The organism is Catellatospora coxensis (assembly GCF_016862635.1).
Classification (GTDB): Bacteria; Actinomycetota; Actinomycetes; order Mycobacteriales; family Micromonosporaceae; genus Catellatospora; species Catellatospora coxensis.
The window spans coordinates 163647-183628 of the sequence record NZ_BONI01000008.1; the positions used below are offsets into that span (position 1 = coordinate 163647).

A 19982-nucleotide genomic window follows, 5' to 3' on the forward strand; every position below is an offset into this window, starting at 1 on the left:
ATGAAGGTCGGACTGTCATGGCTGCGTGAGCATGTCGAGCTGCCCGCGGACCTCACCGAGGCCGATCTCGACCTCGCGCTGAACAACCTCGGCATCGAGGTCGAGGAGATCGCGGACCAGCGCCACTCGGTGCAGGGTTCGCTGGTGGTCGGCAAGGTGCTGACCATCGAGGAGCTGACCGAGTTCAAGAAGCCGATCCGCTTCTGCACCGTGGACGTGGGCCAGGCCAACGGCTCCGGCGCGCCGCAGGAGATCGTCTGCGGGGCCCGCAACTTCGCCGAGGGCGACCGGGTCGTGGTGATCCTGCCCGGCGGCGTGCTGCCCGGCGGCTTCGCCATCGGCGCGCGCAAGACGTACGGCCGCAACTCGCACGGCATGATCTGCTCCGCGGCGGAGCTGGGCCTGTCCGGCGACCACGACGGCATCATCGTGCTGCCCGAGTCGGTGACCGCGCAGCCGGGCGACGACGCGCGCCCGGTGGTCGGCCTCGACGACATCGAGGTGCACGTCACGGTCACGCCCGACCGCGGCTACCAGATGTCGGTGCGCGGCCTGGCCCGCGAGCTGGGCCACGCCTTCCAGGCCCGGTTCACCGACCCCGGTCTCGCGCCCGCCCCCGGCGGCACCGCGGCCCCGGCCTGGCCGGTGACCATCCAGGACACCCAGGGCTGCGACCGGTTCGCCGCCCGGCTGGTGCGCGGGATCGACCCGTCCGCGCCGACCCCGGACTGGATGGCCAAGCGCCTGCTCACCGCGGGTGTCCGCACCCTCGGCCTGGCGATCGACATCACCAACTACGTGATGCTCGAACTCGGCCAGCCGATGCACGCCTTCGACGCCGACCGGATCACCGGCGGCCTCGTGGTGCGCCGGGCGACCGAGGGCGAGAAGCTCACCACTCTCGACGGCCAGGCCCGTGTGCTGTCCGCCGAGGACATGGTGATCTGCGATGACACCGGCCCGGTCTCGCTGGCCGCCGTGATGGGCGGCCAGACGTCCGAGGTCGTCGACGGCACGGTGAACGTGCTGTTCGAAGCGGCGCACTGGGACCCGACGATGGTCGGGCGCACGGCGCGGCGGCACAGGCTGTTCAGCGAGGCCGCCAAGCGCTGGGAGCGCGGCGTCGACCGGCAGCTGTGCCTGGTCGCCATCGAGCGCGCGGTGCAGCTGCTGGTCGAGCACGGCGGCGGCACGGCGGGCGAGGAGATCCTCGACCTGAACCACCCCGGCGACCCGGTCATGATCTCGATGGCGGCGACCGAGCCCAGCCGGCTGATCGGCGTGGACTACCCCGTCGACCGCGTCGGTGACCTGCTCACCGAGGTGGGCTGCGACACCGCGGTGTACGACGACCGCGTCGACGTGATCACCCCGTCCTGGCGGCCCGACCTGCGCCAGCCCGCTGACCTGGTCGAGGAGGTCGTCCGCCTGGACGGCTTCGAGAACGTGCCCAGCGTGCTGCCGATCGCCCCGCCCGGCAACGGCCTCACCCCGGCGCAGCGCCGCAAGCGCTCGGTCGGGCGCTCGCTGGCCGAGCAGGGTTACGTCGAGGTGCTGTCGTACCCGTTCGTGTCCGCGACCGCGCTGGCCACCCTCGGCCTGCCGACGGACGCGGTGCGGCTGGCCAACCCGCTGTCCGACGAGGAACCGCTGATGCGGACCAGCCTGCTGCCGCCGCTGCTGACCGCGCTCAAGCGCAACGTCGGCCGCGGGCAGCGGGACGTGGCGCTGTTCGAGCAGGGCCTGGTCTTCCTGCCCGACCTGTCCGCCGGCGTGCCGCCGGTGCTGGGCGTGGCGGGCCGGCCCGACCCGGCGCTGTGGGAGAAGGCGAACGCCTCCGTGCCGGTGCAGCCGTGGCACGTGGCGGTCGTGCTGGCCGGCGAGTTCGAGCGCTCCGGCTGGTGGGGTCCCGGCCGCGCGGCGTCCTGGTCGGACGCCGTGCAGGCGGCCCGGGACGTGCTGGCGGCCTCGGCTGTGCCGGACGCGTCGGTCGGTGTCGCCGCGGCGCAGCGGTCGCCGTGGCACCCGGGCCGGTGCGCCGCGATCTCCGTCGACGGCGTCGTCGTCGGGTACGCGGGCGAGCTGCACCCGGCCGTGTGCGCCGCGCTGGAGCTGCCCAAGCGCACCTGCGCGATGGAGCTGAACCTGGACGCGGTGCCGCTGCCCAAGCCGACCCCGCCGCCGGTGTTCTCGACGTACCCGCCGGCGCTGATCGACGTGGCCCTGGTGCTGCCCTCGGAGGTGCCGGCGGCGCAGGTGGAGGCGGCGCTGGCCGAGGGCGCGGGTGCGCTGCTGGAGTCGGTGCGGCTGTTCGACGTGTACACGTCCGAGCAGCTCGGCGCGGGTCAGCGCTCGCTGGCGTACAAGCTGACGTTCCGCGCGCCGGACCGGACCCTGACCGTCGAGGAGGCGGTCGCGGCCCGGGACGCGGCGGTGGCCGTCACGGCGCAGCGCTTCGGCGCGGTCCTGCGCGGCGCCTGATGTTCGTCCCCGACATCGCCGCTGCGAAGCGGGTCATCGCCGGACGCGAGTTCGACTTCGACCGCCAGGTCGCGGTGATGGCGGTGGTGAACCGGACCCCGGACTCGTTCTACGACAAGGGGGCCACGTACGCGCTCGACGCGGCGGTCGCGGCAGTGGATGCCGCGGCCGCCGCGGGGGCGGACTGGGTCGACATCGGCGGGGTGAAGTTCTCCCCCGAGGGCGGCGAGGTCCACGCCGACGTGGAGCTGGAGCGGGTGCTGCCGGTGGTGCGGGCCACCGCCGAGCGGCACCCGCACCTGGTGATCAGCGTGGACACGTTCCGCGCCGACGTCGCGCAGGCCTGCCTGGACGCGGGCGCGCACGTCGTCAACGACACCACCGGCCTGCACGACCCGACCCTGGCCGACCTGGTGGCGCAGCGCGCGCACACCCAGCTGATCGTCACGCACAGCCGGGCCAGGCCGCGCACCCACTTCCCGCGGCCGCAGTACGCCGACGTGGCGGGGGAGATCGCGGAGTTCCTGCGCTCGCGGGTGGCCGTCGCGCTGGAGCGCGGGGTGCGCCCCGACCAGATCGTCATCGATCCGGGCCACGACCTGAACAAGAACACGTTCCACACGCTCGAACTGACCCGGCGGCTGCCGGAGATCGCCGCGGTCGGATACCCGATGCTGGCCGCGGTCTCCAACAAGGACTTCGTCGGCGAGACGCTGGACCGCCCGCAGGGGGAGCGGCTGTCCGGCAGCCTCGCCGCCGCGGTGGCCTCGATCATGCTCGGGGCCCGGATCGTGCGCATGCACAACGTGCGCGAGTCCGTGGACGCGGTACGCATGACCGAGGCGATCCTGGGCTGGCGGCAGCCGGCCTACACCGTGCACAACATGTGAGGTCCGCGTATGCGCAGGCTGTCGCCCGAACCCGCCGCCGAGCTGTCCGAGTCCGAGCTGCTCGCCGCCTATCCGCGCACGGACGGGCCGCTGCTGCGGGTCAACATGATCACCTCGTTGGACGGGGCGGCCACCCTGGCGGGCCGCTCCGGTTCACTGGGCAGCCCCGCCGACCAGGACCTGATGAAGCGGCTGCGGATGCAGGCCGACGCGGTCGTGGTCGGCGCGGGCACGATCCGGGTCGAGGGTTACGGCGCGACCCTGCTCGACGAGCCCGCTCAGGCGTGGCGGGTCGCCCAGGGGCTCACCCCGCACCCGCGCTTCGCCGTGGTGACCCGCGGCGGTGACATCCCGGACAAGTTCTTCGCGGACCCGCCCGCGCGGCCGATCGTGCTCACGTACGCCTCCGCGCCGCACGCCTACCCCGACGCCGCCGAGGTCGTCGACTGCGGGGACTCCTCGGTCGACCCGGGTGTGCTGGTCGCCGAACTGGCGGCCCGCGGCCTGTCCCAGGTCCTCTGCGAGGGCGGCCCGCACCTGCTCGGCAGCCTGGTGGCCGCCGACCTCGTCGACGAGCTGTGCCTCACGGTCAGCCCGACACTGGCCGGACCCGGCTCGGTCCGCATCGTCGCCGGCCCGCCGTCGGCTCCGCACCGGCTGCGCCCCGCCCACGTCCTGACCGACGGCACCCACCTCTTCCTTCGCCACGTCCGCGCCCGCTGACGCGTGAACCCGCGCCTGGTGTCCGGCATCGCCGGGTCCGGGTGGCGAAGACGCCGGCGAAATTTCCTCCGGCACCGTGTCCGATCCGGGGCGGGCCGTTCGTAGCGCAGGCAGGAGGCGGCCGGCCCAGGCCGCCCGGACCAGGGAGTGACGGCATGACGCGGTACTTGATCTCGTTCAACGACGGCGCGATGGACCACATCTCCGCCGGTGACCTGCCCGAGGTGGGCAAGGCGGCGCACGCGGTGTGCCAGGACGCGGTGAACGCGGGCGTGTTCGTGTTCGGCGCCGGACTCGAACGCCAGCAGGCGAGCGTCGTGGCCACGGACGGGATGGTCACCGACGGCCCCTACCCGGAGACCAAGGAGGTCATCGGCGGGTTCGTGGTCGTCGACGTGGCCACCCGCGAGGAGGCGCTGGAGTGGGCTGCCAAGATCGCCGCCGCCTGCCGCTGCGCGCAGGAGGTCCGCGAGCTCCTGCCCGATCCCGAGCTGGACGCGCTGCTGCGCCGGGCCGGCTAGGTCAGGCGGCGGCGGGCTCGGGGACCCGGGCGGTCGGGGTGACGGGGGTGTCGGCGCGCAGGTGGCGTACGCCGCGGTTGGTGAGCATGCCGACCACCCCGAGCACCATCACCCCCGCCGAGCAGAGCAGGGCGTTGCGGGTGCCGATCCACTCGGCCAGCGGACCCGCGGCGACCTGCCCGACCGGCATGGCCAGGAACGAGCCGAGCATGTCGTACGAGTAGACCCGGGCGAGCCGGTCCGCGGGCACGTGCCGCTGCAGCGCCGAGTCCCAGGCGATGGCGAACTGCTCGACGGCGAACCCGGCGATGAACCCGCAGGCCACCAGCACGGGCAGCGTCGGCAGCTCGGCCAGGGCCAGGGTGGGCAGCGCGAAGGCGAGCGTGCTGACGCAGCCGACCAGCAGCGGCCGGCGCAACCGCACCCGCAGCGCCAGCACCGCCCCGGCGACCATGCCGGCGGTGCTCGCGGCCAGCACGGTGCCCCAGCCGGACCGGCCGATGGTGGTGTCGGCGACGGTGGGACCGAGCACGCTCATGCCGCCGCTGTGCGCCGCGTTGATGAACATGAACGCCAGCACCACCGACCAGACCCAGCTGCGCGAGACGAACTCGGTCCAGCCCACGCGCAGCTCGCGCAGGGTGCTCTCGCGCGGTGTGGCGCGGTCGCGAACGTCGGGCACGCGGACCAGCGCGAACGCGATCGCGCTCAGCGCGAAGGTGGCGGCGTCGGCGGCCAATCCCCAGCCGGGGCCGACGACGGCGACGAGCACCCCGCCCAGCGACGCTCCCGCGATCATGGCGGTGTTGCCGCCGAGGCGGTTGAGGGCGTTGGCGGGGGTGAGCAGGTCGGCGGGCACGGTCTGCGGCACGAGCGCGGCGGTCGCGGGCATGGCGATGGCGCTGACCATGCCGTTGACGGCGCTCAGCCCGATCAGCAGCGGGACGGTCGCGGTGCCGGTGAGCACCAGCGCGGCGACCGCGGCCTGGGTGAGGGCGGCCAGCGCGCTGGAGCCGACCATGACCAGGTGCCGGGGGAGCCGGTCGGCGAGCACGCCGCCGAACAGCACGAACAGCACGTTGGCCAGGGACCGCGCCCCGACGATCAGCCCCAGGGCGATGGGGGAGCGGGTCAGGTCGAGCACGGCGAAGGCCAGCGCGATCGGCGCGGCGGCGTTGCCGAGCAGGCTGACCACGCGGCCGGTGACCAGATGGCGGAACGGGGCGTGGCGCAGCGGCGCGAACGAGTCGCGGAAGGTGGTCATGCCTGCTCCTCGGCGGGGGTGGGGGATGCGCTCGTGGCGCGGGCGGCGTCGTCCTGCAGGCGGAACAGGGCGATGGTGGCGCTGACGGGCACGGTGCCCGGGGTGTGCGGGCGCTGGGCGATGCGGTGCATGTGCTCGCTGGCCTGGGCGATCCGGTCGCGGATGCCCTTCCACTCGTCGAGGTCGACCCACAGTTCGGCGTCGGTGAGGGTGCCGACGGCGGCGGGGCCGGTGACGATGGAGCGGGCGCGGCGCTGGAGTTCGGCGGCGAGGGCGGCGTACACGATCTGGACGTCGTCGGGCTGCGGGTGTGCCTGGTCGCCGCGCGGGGTGAACGCCTTGCCGACGTCGTACCGGTAGCGCTTGGCCTGCCCGCCGCGGATCTTCTCCTCCCCGGCGACCTCGATCGAATGCGCGTTGAGCAGCAGCCGCAGGTGGTAGCTGGCGTTGGCGTGGGTGATGCCCAGCTCGCGGGCGATCTCGGCGGCGGTCATCTCCGCTCCGGTGAGCAGCGACAGGATGCGCAGCCGGATGGGGTGGGCCAGGGCGCGCAGGTCGCCGGTGACCGTGCGCCCGGTCTCCTGCTCATCTCCCAAAGACATGTTGGGGAGTCTAGACCACCAAACGTTTCTTGGGGAGTCTGGAGAGCAACCCCACCGCCCTCCCGCCCGTTAGTGATCACGCCTATTGGTTCACTAACGGGGGTTTTGTGAAAATCCGTCTCCTGGTCGCCACGCTCGCCGCGGCGCTGCTCGTCCCGCTCGCCCCGGCTGCCGACGCGTCCGCCGCGCTCGGCTACGGCCGCGGCGAGTGCCGTCCCGGCACACCCGCCATCGCGCCCGCGACCGAGAAGTTCTTCGACCCGGCCCGCCCGGAACTGGGACCGAAGCCACTGCCGCGCTCCGGCGTGGTGGGCCCGCTGCTGCACGGTTACCAGCGCTTCGGCACGCTGACCGAGGCCGACTTCGTCGCGCGGTTCCGGGACGGCGCGAACTGGGTCTACCCGCCCGATGACGGCTTCATGACCCACGGCGACATGGTCGACCGCAACCCGGTGGAGCTGGCCGCGGGCGCCCGGCTCGACCGTTTCGGTTTCCCGGGCGGCTCGTTCCTGGCCCCGGTGCGCACGCCGTACACCGACCGCGCGCTGCCGCCGCAGAACCTGACCACGCCGCAGGGCGCGCCGCAGGCCAACTACCACGTGTACTGCGTGGCCAAGCCGTTCACCGTGGACGGGGGCATGACCGCGCCGTGGTTCGGCCAGCACGGCATGGGCATGCAGTACAAGCTGATGCCGGGCTACCTGCCCGATGCCGGGACGTCGCTGAGCGTGACCTGGCTGCTGGACCACGGCTACCTGGTCGAGGAGCTGCCGGCGGTGCGCGGGTGATCCCGGATCGGCACGTGCTCGTCACCGCGCTGCTGGAGACCGGGCAGCCGCCGGAGTCGTTCCAGGTGCCGGGGGTGCACGAGCACGTGCCGATCCCGACCGACTTCTGGTTCCTGCGGCCGGCCGGCGAGCGCTGGGAGATCGGATCCTACGAGCGCGGGGTGTACGACGTGCGCGAAATCCTCGACACCGAGGCCGCCGCCTGCACCCGCTTCTACGAGGTGCTGACCGGCTTCCCCGATGAATAGGGCGATGAGTGACGCGGGCCTCATTTGCATGAACATGCACCGGGTCGTATGCTCATGGCGAATGTTTATGCGGAGGTAGGTATGGGAATCCGGATCGGCGTCGCCGGGGCCAGCGGATACGCGGGCGGGGAGCTGCTGCGCCTCATCGCGGGGCACCCCGAGTTCGAACTCGTCGCGGCCACGGCGCACAGCCAGGCCGGCAAGCCCGTCGCCGTGGTGCACCCGCACCTCACCGGGCTCGACCTCATTCTGACCGAGACCACACCCGACGTCTTCGCCGACACCGACCTCGTCTTCCTGGCCCTGCCGCACGGCGAGTCCGGCGCGGTCGCGGCCGCCCTGCCCGCCTCGGCGAAGGTCGTCGACCTGGGTGCGGATCACCGGCTGCACGACGCCGCCGCGTGGACCCGCTACTACGGCGGCGAGCATGCCGGGGCGTGGACCTACGGGCTGCCCGAGCTGCCCGGCCAGCGCGAGCTGATCGCCGGCTCGTCCCGGGTCGCCGCGACCGGCTGCTACGCCGTGGCCACCACGCTCGCGCTCGCGCCCCTGCTGCACAGCGGGCTGGCCGAGCCCGACGACGTGGTCGTCGTCGCCGCCTCCGGCACCTCCGGCGCGGGCAAGTCGGCCAAGGTCCACCTGCTGGGCAGCGAGGTGATGGGGGACCTCAGCCCGTACAAGGTGGGCGCGCACCAGCACGTTCCCGAGATCAAGCAGGCCACCGGCGCGACCGGCCTGTCGTTCACTCCGGTGCTCGCGCCGATGCCGCGGGGCATCCTGGCCACGGTCACCGCCAAGCCCACCAACTGCGACATCACCGCGGGCGTGGTGCGCGCGGTGCTCGCCGACGCGTACGGCGACGAGCCCCTGGTGCACCTGCTGCCCGAGGGCGCCTGGCCGCACACCGCAGCCACCCTGGGTTCGGCTTCGGCTCACCTGCAGGCCACCGTGGATGTCGACAGCGGCCGGATCATCGTGGTCAGCGCGATCGACAACCTCGGCAGGGGCGCGGCGGCGCAGGCCGTGCAGTGCGCCAACATCATGTTCGAGCTGCCGGAGACCTCCGGCCTTTCCGTCTTCGGAGTAGCACCATGACCGTGACCTCCCCCAAGGGTTTCCGGGCCGCGGGTGTCGCCGCGGGGCTGAAGAGCACCGGCGCGTTGGACCTGGCGCTGGTCGTCAACGACGGCCCCGACGCCACCGCCGCGGGCGTGTTCACCGCCAACCGGGTCAAGGCCGCCCCGGTGCTCTGGTCGCAGCAGGTCGTCAAGGGCCGCGCGGTCAAGGTCGTGGTGCTCAACTCCGGCGGCGCGAACGCCTGCACCGGTCCGGGCGGCTTCCAGGACACCCACTCCACCGCGGAGTACGTCGCCTCCCGGCTGGGCGGCATGGGCGCGGGCCAGGTCGCGGTCTGCTCGACCGGGCTGATCGGCGAGCGGCTGCCCATGCCCAAGCTGCTGGCCGGCGTCGACGGCGCGGCCAAGGCGCTGGCCAAGGCGGGCGGCTTCGCCGCGGCCGAGGCCATCATGACCACCGACACCCGGCCCAAGGTCGTCGAGATCACCGGCGACGGCTGGACCGTCGGCGGCATGGCCAAGGGCGCGGGCATGCTGGCCCCGTCCCTGGCGACGATGCTGTGCGTGCTCACCACCGACGCGGTGGCCGGCGCCGACGCCCTCGACGAGGCGCTGCGTGAGGCGTGCCGGCTCACCTTCGACCGGCTCGACTCCGACGGCTGCATGTCGACCAACGACACGGTGCTGCTGCTGGCCTCCGGCGCGTCCGGTGTCGAGCCGACCCAGGAGGAGCTGACCGCCGCGGTCACCCAGGCCTGCCACGGACTGGCCCAGCAGCTGCTGGCCGACGCCGAGGGGCACACCAAGCAGATCGCCATCGAGGTCGTCAACGCCGCCTCGGAGGAGGACGCGGTCGTCGTCGGGCACGAGATCGCCCGCAACAACCTGGTCAAGACGGCGCTGTTCGGCAAGGACCCGAACTGGGGCCGGATCCTGGCCGCGGTCGGCTGCACCGACGCCGTGTTCGAGGCCGACGAGCTGGACGTGGCCATCAACGACGTGTGGGTCTGCCGGGCGGGCGCCGCCGCCGAGGACCGCGGCAAGGTCGACCTGTCCGGGGTGAACGTGCACATCACCGTGGACCTCAACGCCGGCGACGACAGCGCCACCGTCTGGACCAACGACCTGTCCCACGCGTACGTGCACGAGAACTCGGCGTACTCGTCATGAGCGAGCGGAGCGAGCTCACCGGCCGACCCGGTGCACATGCCGCCGACGAGCGCAGCGAGGAGAAGGCATGACGCCTGAGCAACGGGCCGCCGCGCTGGTCGAGACGCTGCCGTGGCTGACGAGGCTGCACGGCGAGACGATCGTGGTCAAGTACGGCGGCCACGCGATGACCACGCCCGAGCTGCGCGCCTCGTTCGCCGCGGACATGGCCTACCTGCGCGCCGTCGGGCTGCGCCCGGTCGTGGTGCACGGCGGCGGCCCGCAGATCTCGGCCATGCTGGACCGGATGGGCATCGCCTCGGAGTTCAAGGGCGGCCTGCGGGTCACCACCGCCGAGGCGATGAGCGTGGTGCGCATGGTGCTGCTGTCGGTCGGCAAGGACCTGGTCACCGAGATCAACGGCCACGGCCCGCACGCGGTCGGCCTGGCCGGCGACGACGCGGGCCTGCTCACCGCGGTACGCCGCCCGGCCGTGATCGACGGCGAGCCGGTCGACATCGGCCAGGTCGGCGACGTGCTCAGCGTCGACACCTCGCTGATCGACGCCCTGCTCGCGACCGGGCGCATCCCCGTGGTGTCCACGGTCGCCCCGGACGTGCACGGCGTGGCGCACAACCTCAACGCCGACACGGCCGCCGCCGCGCTCGCCATCGCGCTGGGCGCGCACAAGCTGATCGTGCTCACCGACGTCCCCGGCGTGTACGCGAACTGGCCCGACACCAGCAGCCTCATCTCGAAGATGACGGCCAAGGAGCTGGACGCGCTGCTGCCGACCCTGTCGGCGGGCATGGTGCCCAAGATGGAGGCCTGCCTGCGCGCGGTCCGGGGCGGCGTGCCGTCCGCGGCCGTGGTCGACGGGCGCGTCCCGCACTCCACGCTGCTGGAGATCTTCACCGACGAGGGGTTCGGCACCATGGTCGTCCCCGATGACCAGACCATGCGGCCCGGCGCCGACGACACGAGCGGGGAGAAGCCATGACGCTCACGCAGCGGTGGCAGCAGTCGCTGATGGACAACTACGGCACCCCGCCGCTGGCGCTGGTCAGCGGGGCGGGCTCGGTCGTGGTGGACGAGGCGGGCCGCTCGTACGTCGACCTGCTGTCCGGGATCGCGGTCAACGCGCTCGGCCACGGCCACCCGGCCGTCGTCGCCGCGGTCACCAAGCAGATCTCGCAGCTCGGCCACGTGTCGAACCTGTTCGTCGCCGAGCCGCCGGTCGCGCTGGCCGAGCTGCTGCTCGCGCTGACCGGCCGCCCCGGGCGGGTGTTCTTCGCCAACTCGGGCGCGGAGGCCAACGAGGCCGCGTTCAAGCTGGCCCGGCGCACCGGCCGCACCCACGTCGTCGCCTGCGAGCAGGCGTTTCACGGCCGCACCATGGGCGCGCTGGCGCTGACCGGCCAGCCCGCCAAGGCCGACCCGTTCCGGCCGCTGCCGGGCGACGTCACGCACATCCCGTACGGCGACACCGCGGCCCTGGCCGCGGCCGTCAGCGACCAGACCGCCATGGTCATCCTGGAGCCGATCATGGGTGAGGCGGGTGTGGTCCCGGCCCCGCCCGGCTTCCTCGCCGCGGCCCGGGAGATCACCGCCCGGCACGGCGCGCTGCTGGTGCTCGACGAGGTGCAGACCGGCATCGGCCGCACCGGGCACTGGTTCGCCCACCAGGCCGAGGGCGTCACGCCCGACGTGATCACCCTGGCCAAGGGCCTCGGCGGCGGCCTGCCCATCGGCGCGACCATCGCGTTCGCCGACGGCGCGTTCGCGCAGTCGCACCGGGGCGGCGCGGCGGCCCTGTTCACCCCGGGCCAGCACGGCACCACCTTCGGCGGCAACCCGGTGGCCTGCGCCGCGGCCCTGGCCGTGCTGCGCACCATCGCCGCAGACGGCCTGCTCGACCACGTCAAGCGGGTCGGCGAGCGGATCCGGCGGGGCGTCGAGGCGCTCGGCCACCCGCTGGTCGACGGCGTACGCGGCGCCGGCCTGCTGCTCGGCATCGTGCTCACCGCCCCGGCCGCCCCGGCCCTGCAGAAGGCGCTGCTGGACGCCGGGTTCATCGTCAACGCCGCCCAGCCGGACGTGATCCGGCTCGCTCCGCCGCTGATCCTCACCAGCGCCCAGGCCGACGCGTTCCTGGCCGCCCTCGGCGCCGCCCTCGACGCCGTCGCGCCCGCGACATCCGCCCAGCCCGACACCGCCGCCCCGCCCGCGCAGTCCGCGATCGTCGCGCAGGCCGGGTCCCTGACCGAGACCGGAGCCTCCGCATGACCGCCCCGACGAGCAGACGGCACTTCCTGCGCGACGACGACCTGACCTCCGCCGAGCAGGACCGGGTCCTCACGCTCGCCCAGGAGTACGCCGAGAACCGGCGCGGGCACCACAAGGCCCTGGCGGGCAAGTCGATTGCCGTGCTGTTCGAGAAGCCGTCGCTGCGCACCCGGGTGTCGTTCGAGGTCGGCATCTCCGAACTCGGCGCGCACGCGGTCCTCATCGACGCCACCAACACGCACTTCGGCCGGGGCGAGACCATGTCCGACGCGGCGAAGGTGCTGTCCCGCTACGTCGACGCGATCGTGATCCGGACCTTCGAGGACACCCGGATCGAGGAGCTGGCCGCCGCGGCGACCGTGCCCGTGGTCAACGCGCTGACCAACCACTTCCACCCCTGCCAGGTGCTGGCCGACCTGCAGACCGTCCGGCAGCGGCTCGGCCACACCCAGGGGCGCACGCTGACCTACGTCGGCGACGCCGCCAACAACATGGCGCACTCGTACCTGCTCGGCGGGGCCGTGGCGGGCATGCACGTGCGCATCGCGGGGCCGTTCGGGTTCACCCCCGACCGGGCGATCCTGGCCCAGGCCGCCGAGGTCGCGGCCCGCACCGGCGGTTCGGTCACCGAGTACACCGAGGCCAAGGACGCCGTCTCCGGTGCGGACGTGATCGCCACGGACACCTGGACCTCGATGGGCCACGAGGGGGACGGCCTGGACCGGATCACCCCGTTCCTGCCGTACCAGATCAATGCCGCGCTGCTCGGCCACGCCGACCCGGACGCGATCGTGCTGCACTGCCTGCCCGCCCACCGGGGCGAGGAGATCACGGACGAGGTGATGGACGGTGCGGCGAGCGCGGTCTTCGACCAGGCGGAGAACAGGCTGCATGCGCAGAAGGCGCTGCTGACGTTCCTCATGGAGCACGCGTGAGGCGGACCGCCATGCCTTACGGTGCACATGAGACGCCAGAGCGGACGGAGGTTGAGGCATGACCGCGCCGATGACGCGCACCGCACGCCACGCCCGGATCGAGGAGCTGATCCGCAGCGGCGCCGTGACCTCGCAGACCCAGCTCGCCGAGCTGCTCGCGGCCGACGGCGTGCAGGTCACCCAGGCGACCCTGTCCCGTGACCTGGAGGAGCTGGGCGCGGTCAAGGTACGCGGCCGCGACGGCGCCCCCGCGGTCTACCTCATTCCCGAGGACGGCCACCCGGCCCTGCGCCCCGCCGCCATCGGCCCCGCCCGCCTGATCCGCCTGCTCCGCGAGGTCCTCAACGGCACCGACCACAGCGGCAACCTCGCCGTCCTGCGCACCCCGCCCGGCGCGGCCCACTACCTGGCCAGCGCCATCGACCGCAGCGGCCTACCGGATCTCGTGGGAACCATCGCCGGCGACGACACCATCTTCGTCGTGGCCCGCGACCCCGCCGGCGGCGAAGCCCTCGCCGCCAAGTTCGCCACCTGGGCCGGCCTCGACACCACCACCGAAGACCTGGACCTCATCGAAGACCCCGACCTCACCTGACCCACCCCCCGCGCGCTCGACCCCGTTGATCATGAACTTATGGCACGGTTCGACGGCGTGTCACGGGTACAAGTTCATGATCGACCAATGACGAGAAGGACGGAACAGACATGACCCGGCTCTGGGGAGGGCGGTTCGCGGACGGACCCGCCGAGGCACTGGCACGGCTGTCGGTCAGCGTGCACTTCGACTGGCGGCTCGCGCCGTACGACCTCGCCGGCTCCCGCGCCCACGCCCGCGTCCTGGCCGCCGCCGGCCTGCTCGACCCCGACGAGCTCGGCAAGATGCTCGCCGCCATCGACGACCTCGACGCCGCTGTCGCCACGGGCACGTTCCGGCCCACCATCGAGGACGAGGACGTGCACACCGCCCTCGAACGCGGCCTGCTGGAGCGCCTCGGCGCCCTCGGCGGCAAGCTGCGCGCCGGCCGGTCCCGCAACGACCAGGTCGCCACCGACCTGCGCCTGTACCTGCGCGACCACGCCCGCGACCTGGCCGGGCGCATCACCGAACTCGCCGACGCGCTCACCGAGCAGGCCGGCCGCCACGTCGACACCCCCGCCCCCGGCCTGACCCACGTGCAGCACGCCCAGCCGGTCACCTTCGGCCACTGGCTGCTCGCCCACGTACAGCCGCTGCTGCGCGACCTGGACCGGCTGCGCGACTGGGACGAGCGCACCTCGGTCAGCCCACTCGGCGCGGGCGCCCTGGCCGGCTCCGGCCTGCCCCTGGACCCCGGCGCGGTCTCCAAGGAACTGGGCTTCCGCACCTCGTTCGCCAACTCGATGGACGCCGTCAGCGACCGCGACTTCGTCGCCGAGTTCCTGTTCATCACCGCGCTGCTCGGCGTGCACCTGTCCCGGCTGGGCGAGGAGGTGGTGCTCTGGACGTCGTACGAGTTCGGCTGGGTCGAGCTGGACGACGCCTTCGCGACCGGCTCGTCGATCATGCCGCAGAAGAAGAACGCCGACATCGCCGAGCTGGCCCGGGGCAAGGCCGGCCGCCTCATCGGCGGGCTCGTCAACGTGCTGACCATGCTCAAGGGCCTGCCCCTGACGTACGACCGGGACATGCAGGAGGATAAGGAGCCCGTCTTCGACGCCGTCGACACGCTCACCCTCGTGCTGCCCGCGCTCGCCGGGATGATCTCCACCATGACGGTACGGGTGGACCGGCTCGCCGCGTCCGCGCCCGTCGGCTTCTCGCTGGCCACCGAGGTGGCGGACTGGCTGGTCCGCAAGGGCGTGCCGTTCCGTGACGCGCACGAGATCACCGGCAAGCTGGTGGCCCTGTGCTCGGTGCGCGAATGCGAGCTGCACGAGGTCAGCGACGCCGACCTGGCCACGGTCAGCGAGCACCTGGACCCGTCGGTCCGCGACGTGCTCACCGTCAAGTCGGCCCTGGCCGCCCGCACCACCCCCGGCTCCACCGGCCCCGGCCCCGTAGCCGACCAGCTCGCCTCGGTCACCGACCAACTCAAGACCTGGCACACCTGGTCCGCCGAATCCGTCGTCCCCCACTGACCCGCCGCGGCCCACCCTCCGGCGCAGGGGACGGCCGGCCGCCGCGCGTGGCCGGCGTGGTTGCCCGGCGGAGGGTGGGTCGGGTCAGAGGCGGCCGTAGGCGCGCAGGGTCAGGAGGCGGTCGACGGCGACGATGCCCTTGGCGTCGCGTTCGGCCAGCAGCCACGCGTCGGCGTCGACCTCGGCCCAGCTCCACGTCAGCGGCCAGGACCCGTCCGGCAGCTGCCGGTCCAGCAGGTAGTCCAGGTTCGCCGCGATCGACGACCGGTCCACCGCCGGCGACAGCGGCGAATCCGGGGTGTGCGCCACGTCCAGCGGCTGCAGCAGGTACTCCGTCCACGCCTCCGGCCGGTTCTCGACCAGCCTGGCGGCGGCCCGGCGCATCGCGTCGAGCGCCCGCAGCCGCGCCGCGTCGGGCAGGTTCCGCGCCCCGGCGAACAGCTCCGCCGCGGTCAGGTCGCTGCGGCTCAGCCCGTCCACGCCGCCTTCCAGCCGGGTCAGCACCGCCTCGGTCAGGTCGGCCAGCAGCGCGGGCGGGACCAGCTCCCGGTACTCCCACAGCGCCCCGGCCAGGCCCGCGGTCGGGTTGAGCAGGCAGCCGTCGAAGGTGCGGCCGATGTCGGCGTACGTCCACCACGGCGCGCGCGGAGAGTCCTCCGTCTCGGGCGGCACGATCCACCACCGCCGCTCCGCGGCGTCATACGTGTCCACCAGGTAGCCGACGGCGAGGCGGACCAGCGGCTCGTCCACGCCCGCGCCGATCTCGTGCAGCACCGTGCACGCGCACCAGGTCGCCACCGCCGAGGACACGGGGGTACGGAGATCCGGCTCCAGCGCGTGCCCGAAGCCGCCGTCGTCGTTCTGGTACGACACCAGCTCGTCGAGCACCACCCGGGCCGGCCCGGACTCGAAGTGGAACCGCAGCCGCGCCCGGTCCAGCGGACGCCCCTGCTCGAACACGAACTCCCTGGCCCGCGTGAAGACAGTCGACATCCGCCGATGTTCGCGCACGGGTACGACAGCGCCGGTTTGGCAAACCGGCGTGAGCGGGAGTTCCCTGGTGGCGTGGACTACTCGCTGCTCGACGCGCCCGCCGCACAGGTCACCGACACCGCCCGCGGCCTGCTCGGCTGGCAGCTCGAAGCCAACGGGGTGCGGGTCAGGATCACCGAGGTGGAGGCGTACGCGGGCGTCGGCGAGGACCCCGCCTCGCACAGCCACCGCGGCCCCACCCCGCGCAGCTCGGTGATGTTCGGCCCGGCAGGTGTGCTGTACGTGTACTTCGTCTTCGGCATGCACTGGTGCATGAACGTCACCGCCGGCCACCCGGGCGAGGCGGCCGCGGTGCTGCTGCGCGCGGGCGCGGTCGTCGGGGGAGCAGACCTGGCCCGCGAGCGCCGCGGCCCGATGGCCGACCGCGAGCTGGCCCGGGGGCCGGCGCGGCTGGCCATGGCGCTGGGCATCGACGGGTCCGCGAACCGCACGTCACTGCTCGACGGGACGGGACCGGCGCGGCTGATCCCGGCGGCGGCCGTGTCGCCGGACCTGATCAGATCGGGTCCCCGGGTGGGCGTCGCCGCCGCGCACGACCGCCCGTGGCGCTTCTGGCTCCACGGCGAGCCCTCGGTGAGCCCCTACCGCCGCCACACCCCCCGCCTCCGCACCCCCACCCCGGGGACCCCACCCTCACCCCCACCCCGCTCGGCGTAGACGTTGGCCTATCTCATCGAATCCGAGCGCGAGTTTTTCGATGTCATAGGCCAACGTCAATGACGACGTGGGGCGTGGGCGTAGGGAGCGGGGCGGGTGGGAGGGGAAGCGCGGGTGGTCAGGCGGGGTCGGGGCGGAGGACGGCGCCGACGCCCTCGTCGAGCCGCACCTCGGCGGCGTTGACGATGATCAGCTCGGCGTCGTTGAGCACCGCGGCGCGAACCAGCGCATCCTCGGCGCGTACCGGATGGGCCCGGGACGCCCCCAGCTGCCGCAGCCGCTCCTCGCTCGCGGACAGGTCGGCGGGCGAGTCGCCGATCCACACCCGGGCCTTGGCCAGCGCCGCAGGATCCAGCAGCAGCGCCTCGACCTGCCGGTTCTCGAACGCGGCCAGGGTGTCGGCGACGCCCGACGCGGCCGGCTCCCCACCCGGCAGCGGTTCGCCGTCGCGCTTGGCCAGCAGCGGCGTCACGTGCGGCAGCGGGGCCATCTCGGCGCTGTCGGTGCACAGCGGCTCCGGCATCGCCTCGGCGTAGTGCACCCGGCCCTGCGCGGCGAACACGGCCAGGCCGTGCCGCTCGCGCGGGCGGCGGTACTGGGCCAGCGCCCCCTCCAGCGCGAGCAGGGTCGGCTCGTCGATGCCCTCGTCGAGCAGCGTCTCCCGGGCGGCCCGCCAGCGCAGCTTCAGTGCCGCGGCGGTCGCCTCGGTGTGGTCGGTCCCGTCGATGTACAGCGACGCCCACGGGCCGGGGATCTCATACATGGCGCGAAGAAACGACAGTTCCATGCCCGCGCTATGCCCGCCTCCCGATCGCCGCAACCGCGCGATCATGCCAGGTTCACGGGCGCCCGGACGCGGTCTGCTCCCGGGGCGCGCCGGCCGCCGCCGAGCGCCTGCGCGACCGCCGGAACAGGTCCCGGGCGACCCGGACCACCGACACTGCGCCGATCCCGATCGGCACCAGCAGCAGCGCCGTCAGCGCGCCGGGCCGCAGCCACGCCCGGTCGCCGACGAGCCAGGCCTCGGCCGATCCGCCCGCGCTGACCCGTGCCGCCAGCGGCCCGCGCGGCCGCTCGCTGGCGTTCCAGAAGAATTCCACCGGGTACGCGGCGCCGAGCTCCCGGTCGACGAACGTGCCCGCACAGCGCCAGCGCGCGAACAGCAGCGACTGTCGCCCGCCCGCCACGGTGCAGCCGTCCGGAGTGACCGTGCCCGCCCGGCCGCCCCGCTCGGCGCGTACGCCGTCGACCGCCAGCGCGGCCTGCGTGGCCACGAACACCGCGAGCAGCAGGGTGCCCACCGCCACGCCGTACCGGAACTGCCGGTCGAACGGGGTCTCGGGCCGCGACGGGACGAGCCAGGGGCGGCGACGGCCGACGTGGTGACGACCCACGGCCTCCTCCTCCCAGGTGCTGACCAGCGGCGATGACTGTAGCCGGGCGGCGCCGCCCGGCCCGGCGGTGGGGAAACCGGTTGTCGGCCGGTTCATGCGATGCGCGACAATCGACGGCGTGACGGACATCCTCGATGATCTGCAGTGGCGTGGCCTGCTGCAGGACTCCACCGACCTGGACGAGCTGCGCAAGCACCTGGCCGAGGGGCCGGTGACGTTCTATGTCGGCTTCGACCCGACCGCGCCCAGCCTCCAGGTCGGCAACCTGGTGCAGGTGCTCACCGCGCGCCGGCTCCAGCAGGCGGGGAACATTCCGGTACTGCTGGTCGGCGGCGCGACCGGGCTGATCGGCGACCCGAAGGCCGAGGGCGAGCGCTCGCTGAACTCGGAGGAGACCGTCGCCGGCTGGGTGGACAAGATCCGCCGGCAGGTCGAGCCGTTCTTCGAGTTCGAGGGCGCGAACGCGGCCCGCATGGTCAACAACCTGGACTGGACCTCGCCGCTGTCGGCGATCGAGTTCCTGCGCGACGTCGGCAAGCACTTCCCGGTGAACCAGATGCTGGCCCGCGAGGTGGTCAAGGCCCGGCTGGAGAGCGGCATCAGCTTCACCGAGTTCGCGTACCAGATCCTGCAGTCGCACGACTTCTACCAGCTGCACGAGCGCTACGGCGTGACACTGCAGCACGGCGGCTCCGACCAGTGGGGCAACATCATCGCCGGCGTCGACTTCAACCGGCGCAAGGGCGTGCGCGGCGTGCACGCGTTCACCACCCCGCTGATCACGCGGGCCGACGGCACCAAGTTCGGCAAGAGCGCCGAAGGCATGTCGGTATGGATGGACGCCGGCATGACCAGCCCGTACGCCTTCTACCAGTTCTGGTTCAACGCGGCCGACGCCGACATCGTGAACTACCTGAAGGTGTTCAGCTTCCGGTCCCGCGAGGAGATCGAGGAGCTGGCGAAGGAGACCGCGGAGCGGCCGTTCGCGCGGGCCGGGCAGCGGGCGCTGGCCGAGGAGCTGACCACGCTGCTGCACGGCAAGGACGAGTGCGAGCAGGTCATCACGGCCTCGCAGGCGCTGTTCGGCCGCGGCGCGCTGACCGACCTGGCCCCGTCGACGCTGCGCTCGGCGCTGGCGGAGGCCGGCCTGGTCGAGGTCGACGAGCTGCCGAGCGTGGCGGTGCTGTTCAAGGAGTCGGGCCTGGCGTCGAGCCTGGGCGAGGCGCGGCGCGCGGTCGCCGAGGGCGGCGCCTACGTCAACAACGAGCGCATGACCGACGCGGACGCCCCGGTGTCCGCGGAGCTGCTGCTGCACGGCAGGTACCTGGTGCTGCGCCGTGGCAAGAAGACCATCGCGGGTGCTGAGCTGCGGAAATAGGCAGTTGACCATGATGTGACGCGGGACGCGTCCCCCCGATTTGCGGGCGGTGGCGCGTCCCGCGTAATGTTCTCTCTGCCAGCGCGGAACGGACAAAACAGCCGAGACCGGAAGGTCGGAGCAAAGAGGCCGGAGCGCACCGGGTGGGGCCGATTTGATCGGACGAAACCAACCGGGTATGGTTACCGAGCCGGTGACGAGCCGGGCGGATGAGTTCGCCGAGAGTCTTCTCGGAGGGGACCGTCGGCCGGGTCGCTGGTTCTCCTCGAACCTCGTACGGACCTCAGCGGTCCTGCGTGCTCGGGGGTGTCCAAACGGACGAGCCGGACAGATCCGAAAATTCGGATTTGACACGGAACGGCCGGATGGGTAAGCTGGATGAGTTGCCCCGGAGGCGGCCAGGGAGACCTGGACGGCGC

At 73.1% G+C, this 19982-nt stretch carries 20 protein-coding genes; 15 read left to right on the forward strand and 5 right to left on the reverse strand.

Features of this window, described 5'->3' with window-relative positions; all coding sequences use genetic code 11:
• The 4 genes from pheT to Cco03nite_RS07205 all read left to right on the forward strand — a co-directional run bounded on the left by pheT (position 1) and on the right by Cco03nite_RS07205 (position 4615).
• Positions 1-2481, forward strand: coding sequence for a phenylalanine--tRNA ligase subunit beta (pheT, locus tag Cco03nite_RS07190; RefSeq protein ID WP_203690031.1), 2481 nt, complete (start codon positions 1-3; stop codon positions 2479-2481).
• Positions 2481-3371, forward strand: coding sequence for a dihydropteroate synthase (gene folP, locus Cco03nite_RS07195; protein ID WP_203690033.1), 891 nt, complete (start codon positions 2481-2483; stop codon positions 3369-3371). The genes pheT and folP overlap by 1 nt, the downstream gene beginning before the upstream one ends.
• A 9-nt stretch (positions 3372-3380) precedes the next feature.
• Positions 3381-4094, forward strand: a complete 714-nt coding sequence (locus tag Cco03nite_RS07200; protein ID WP_203690035.1) for a pyrimidine reductase family protein — start codon at positions 3381-3383, stop codon at positions 4092-4094.
• A gap of 155 nt (positions 4095-4249) precedes the next feature.
• Positions 4250-4615, forward strand: a complete 366-nt coding sequence (locus tag Cco03nite_RS07205; RefSeq protein ID WP_203690037.1) for a YciI family protein — start codon at positions 4250-4252, stop codon at positions 4613-4615.
• A gap of 1 nt (position 4616) precedes the next feature.
• Here Cco03nite_RS07205 and Cco03nite_RS07210 read toward each other — a convergent pair whose 3' ends face one another.
• Positions 4617-5879: an MFS transporter gene (locus Cco03nite_RS07210; protein ID WP_203690039.1), complete on the reverse strand. Its 1263-nt coding sequence runs from the start codon at positions 5877-5879 to the stop codon at positions 4617-4619.
• Positions 5876-6481 (reverse strand): winged helix-turn-helix domain-containing protein, encoded by a 606-nt coding sequence (locus tag Cco03nite_RS07215; RefSeq protein WP_203690041.1) that lies wholly within the window; start codon positions 6479-6481, stop codon positions 5876-5878. Before Cco03nite_RS07215 ends, Cco03nite_RS07210 begins: the two co-directional genes overlap by 4 nt.
• A 107-nt stretch (positions 6482-6588) precedes the next feature.
• Here Cco03nite_RS07215 and Cco03nite_RS07220 point away from each other — a divergent pair, with 107 nt between their 5' ends.
• From Cco03nite_RS07220 to argH, 9 genes are all read left to right on the forward strand, one after another.
• Positions 6589-7269, forward strand: coding sequence for a TNT domain-containing protein (locus Cco03nite_RS07220; RefSeq protein ID WP_203690043.1), 681 nt, complete (start codon positions 6589-6591; stop codon positions 7267-7269).
• Positions 7266-7517, forward strand: coding sequence for a hypothetical protein (locus tag Cco03nite_RS07225; protein WP_203690045.1), 252 nt, complete (start codon positions 7266-7268; stop codon positions 7515-7517). The genes Cco03nite_RS07220 and Cco03nite_RS07225 overlap by 4 nt, the downstream gene beginning before the upstream one ends.
• An 81-nt stretch (positions 7518-7598) precedes the next feature.
• Positions 7599-8612, forward strand: coding sequence for an N-acetyl-gamma-glutamyl-phosphate reductase (argC, locus tag Cco03nite_RS07230; protein ID WP_203690047.1), 1014 nt, complete (start codon positions 7599-7601; stop codon positions 8610-8612).
• A complete protein-coding gene (argJ, locus tag Cco03nite_RS07235; RefSeq protein ID WP_203690049.1) occupies positions 8609-9763 on the forward strand; it encodes a bifunctional glutamate N-acetyltransferase/amino-acid acetyltransferase ArgJ in 1155 nt (384 codons plus the stop codon). The genes argC and argJ overlap by 4 nt, the downstream gene beginning before the upstream one ends.
• 67 nt (positions 9764-9830) lie before the next feature.
• On the forward strand, positions 9831-10742 hold the full coding sequence (gene argB / locus Cco03nite_RS07240) for an acetylglutamate kinase (RefSeq protein ID WP_203690051.1): 912 nt from the start codon (positions 9831-9833) through the stop codon (positions 10740-10742).
• Positions 10739-12028 (forward strand): acetylornithine transaminase, encoded by a 1290-nt coding sequence (locus tag Cco03nite_RS07245; protein ID WP_203690053.1) that lies wholly within the window; start codon positions 10739-10741, stop codon positions 12026-12028. The genes argB and Cco03nite_RS07245 overlap by 4 nt, the downstream gene beginning before the upstream one ends.
• Positions 12025-12963: an ornithine carbamoyltransferase gene (gene argF, locus Cco03nite_RS07250; protein ID WP_203690054.1), complete on the forward strand. Its 939-nt coding sequence runs from the start codon at positions 12025-12027 to the stop codon at positions 12961-12963. Before Cco03nite_RS07245 ends, argF begins: the two co-directional genes overlap by 4 nt.
• Before the next feature lie 58 nt (positions 12964-13021).
• Positions 13022-13558 (forward strand): arginine repressor, encoded by a 537-nt coding sequence (locus Cco03nite_RS07255; protein WP_203690056.1) that lies wholly within the window; start codon positions 13022-13024, stop codon positions 13556-13558.
• Positions 13559-13668: 110 nt separating this feature from the next.
• On the forward strand, positions 13669-15081 hold the full coding sequence (argH, locus tag Cco03nite_RS07260) for an argininosuccinate lyase (RefSeq protein WP_203690058.1): 1413 nt from the start codon (positions 13669-13671) through the stop codon (positions 15079-15081).
• 84 nt (positions 15082-15165) lie between these two features.
• Here argH and Cco03nite_RS07265 read toward each other — a convergent pair whose 3' ends face one another.
• Positions 15166-16074 carry a hypothetical protein gene (locus Cco03nite_RS07265; protein ID WP_203690060.1) on the reverse strand — a complete coding sequence of 303 codons (909 nt, stop codon included), beginning with the start codon at positions 16072-16074 and terminating at the stop codon, positions 15166-15168.
• A 72-nt stretch (positions 16075-16146) separates the two neighbouring features.
• Between Cco03nite_RS07265 and Cco03nite_RS07270 the strand changes: the two genes are divergently transcribed.
• Positions 16147-16791 (forward strand): DNA-3-methyladenine glycosylase, encoded by a 645-nt coding sequence (locus Cco03nite_RS07270; protein WP_239167178.1) that lies wholly within the window; start codon positions 16147-16149, stop codon positions 16789-16791.
• Between the two features lie 118 nt (positions 16792-16909).
• Here the strand turns inward: Cco03nite_RS07270 and Cco03nite_RS07275 are convergent, their stop codons facing one another.
• Together Cco03nite_RS07275 and Cco03nite_RS07280 are read right to left on the reverse strand one after the other, a co-directional pair.
• The gene (locus Cco03nite_RS07275) at positions 16910-17554 is read right to left on the reverse strand and encodes a hypothetical protein (protein ID WP_203690064.1); all 645 of its coding nucleotides are present in this window, start codon (positions 17552-17554) and stop codon (positions 16910-16912) included.
• A 76-nt stretch (positions 17555-17630) separates the two neighbouring features.
• The gene (locus Cco03nite_RS07280; protein ID WP_203690066.1) at positions 17631-18185 is read right to left on the reverse strand and encodes a hypothetical protein; all 555 of its coding nucleotides are present in this window, start codon (positions 18183-18185) and stop codon (positions 17631-17633) included.
• Positions 18186-18279: 94 nt separating this feature from the next.
• Between Cco03nite_RS07280 and tyrS the strand changes: the two genes are divergently transcribed.
• The gene (gene tyrS / locus Cco03nite_RS07285) at positions 18280-19563 is read left to right on the forward strand and encodes a tyrosine--tRNA ligase (protein ID WP_203690068.1); all 1284 of its coding nucleotides are present in this window, start codon (positions 18280-18282) and stop codon (positions 19561-19563) included.
• Positions 19564-19982: the final 419 nt, after the last annotated feature.

Coding starts and splice junctions, on each gene's coding strand:
- pheT (WP_203690031.1), top strand. CDS start 1: ATGAAGGTCGGACTGTCATGGCTGCGTGAGCATGTCGAGCTGCCCGCG.
- folP (WP_203690033.1), top strand. CDS start 2,481: ATGTTCGTCCCCGACATCGCCGCTGCGAAGCGGGTCATCGCCGGACGC.
- Cco03nite_RS07200 (WP_203690035.1), top strand. CDS start 3,381: ATGCGCAGGCTGTCGCCCGAACCCGCCGCCGAGCTGTCCGAGTCCGAG.
- Cco03nite_RS07205 (WP_203690037.1), top strand. CDS start 4,250: ATGACGCGGTACTTGATCTCGTTCAACGACGGCGCGATGGACCACATC.
- Cco03nite_RS07210 (WP_203690039.1), bottom strand. CDS start 5,879: ATGACCACCTTCCGCGACTCGTTCGCGCCGCTGCGCCACGCCCCGTTC.
- Cco03nite_RS07215 (WP_203690041.1), bottom strand. CDS start 6,481: ATGTCTTTGGGAGATGAGCAGGAGACCGGGCGCACGGTCACCGGCGAC.
- argC (WP_203690047.1), top strand. CDS start 7,599: ATGGGAATCCGGATCGGCGTCGCCGGGGCCAGCGGATACGCGGGCGGG.
- argJ (WP_203690049.1), top strand. CDS start 8,609: ATGACCGTGACCTCCCCCAAGGGTTTCCGGGCCGCGGGTGTCGCCGCG.
- argB (WP_203690051.1), top strand. CDS start 9,831: ATGACGCCTGAGCAACGGGCCGCCGCGCTGGTCGAGACGCTGCCGTGG.
- Cco03nite_RS07245 (WP_203690053.1), top strand. CDS start 10,739: ATGACGCTCACGCAGCGGTGGCAGCAGTCGCTGATGGACAACTACGGC.
- argF (WP_203690054.1), top strand. CDS start 12,025: ATGACCGCCCCGACGAGCAGACGGCACTTCCTGCGCGACGACGACCTG.
- Cco03nite_RS07255 (WP_203690056.1), top strand. CDS start 13,022: ATGACCGCGCCGATGACGCGCACCGCACGCCACGCCCGGATCGAGGAG.
- argH (WP_203690058.1), top strand. CDS start 13,669: ATGACCCGGCTCTGGGGAGGGCGGTTCGCGGACGGACCCGCCGAGGCA.
- Cco03nite_RS07265 (WP_203690060.1), bottom strand. CDS start 16,074: ATGTCGACTGTCTTCACGCGGGCCAGGGAGTTCGTGTTCGAGCAGGGG.
- Cco03nite_RS07275 (WP_203690064.1), bottom strand. CDS start 17,554: ATGTATGAGATCCCCGGCCCGTGGGCGTCGCTGTACATCGACGGGACC.
- tyrS (WP_203690068.1), top strand. CDS start 18,280: ATGCGATGCGCGACAATCGACGGCGTGACGGACATCCTCGATGATCTG.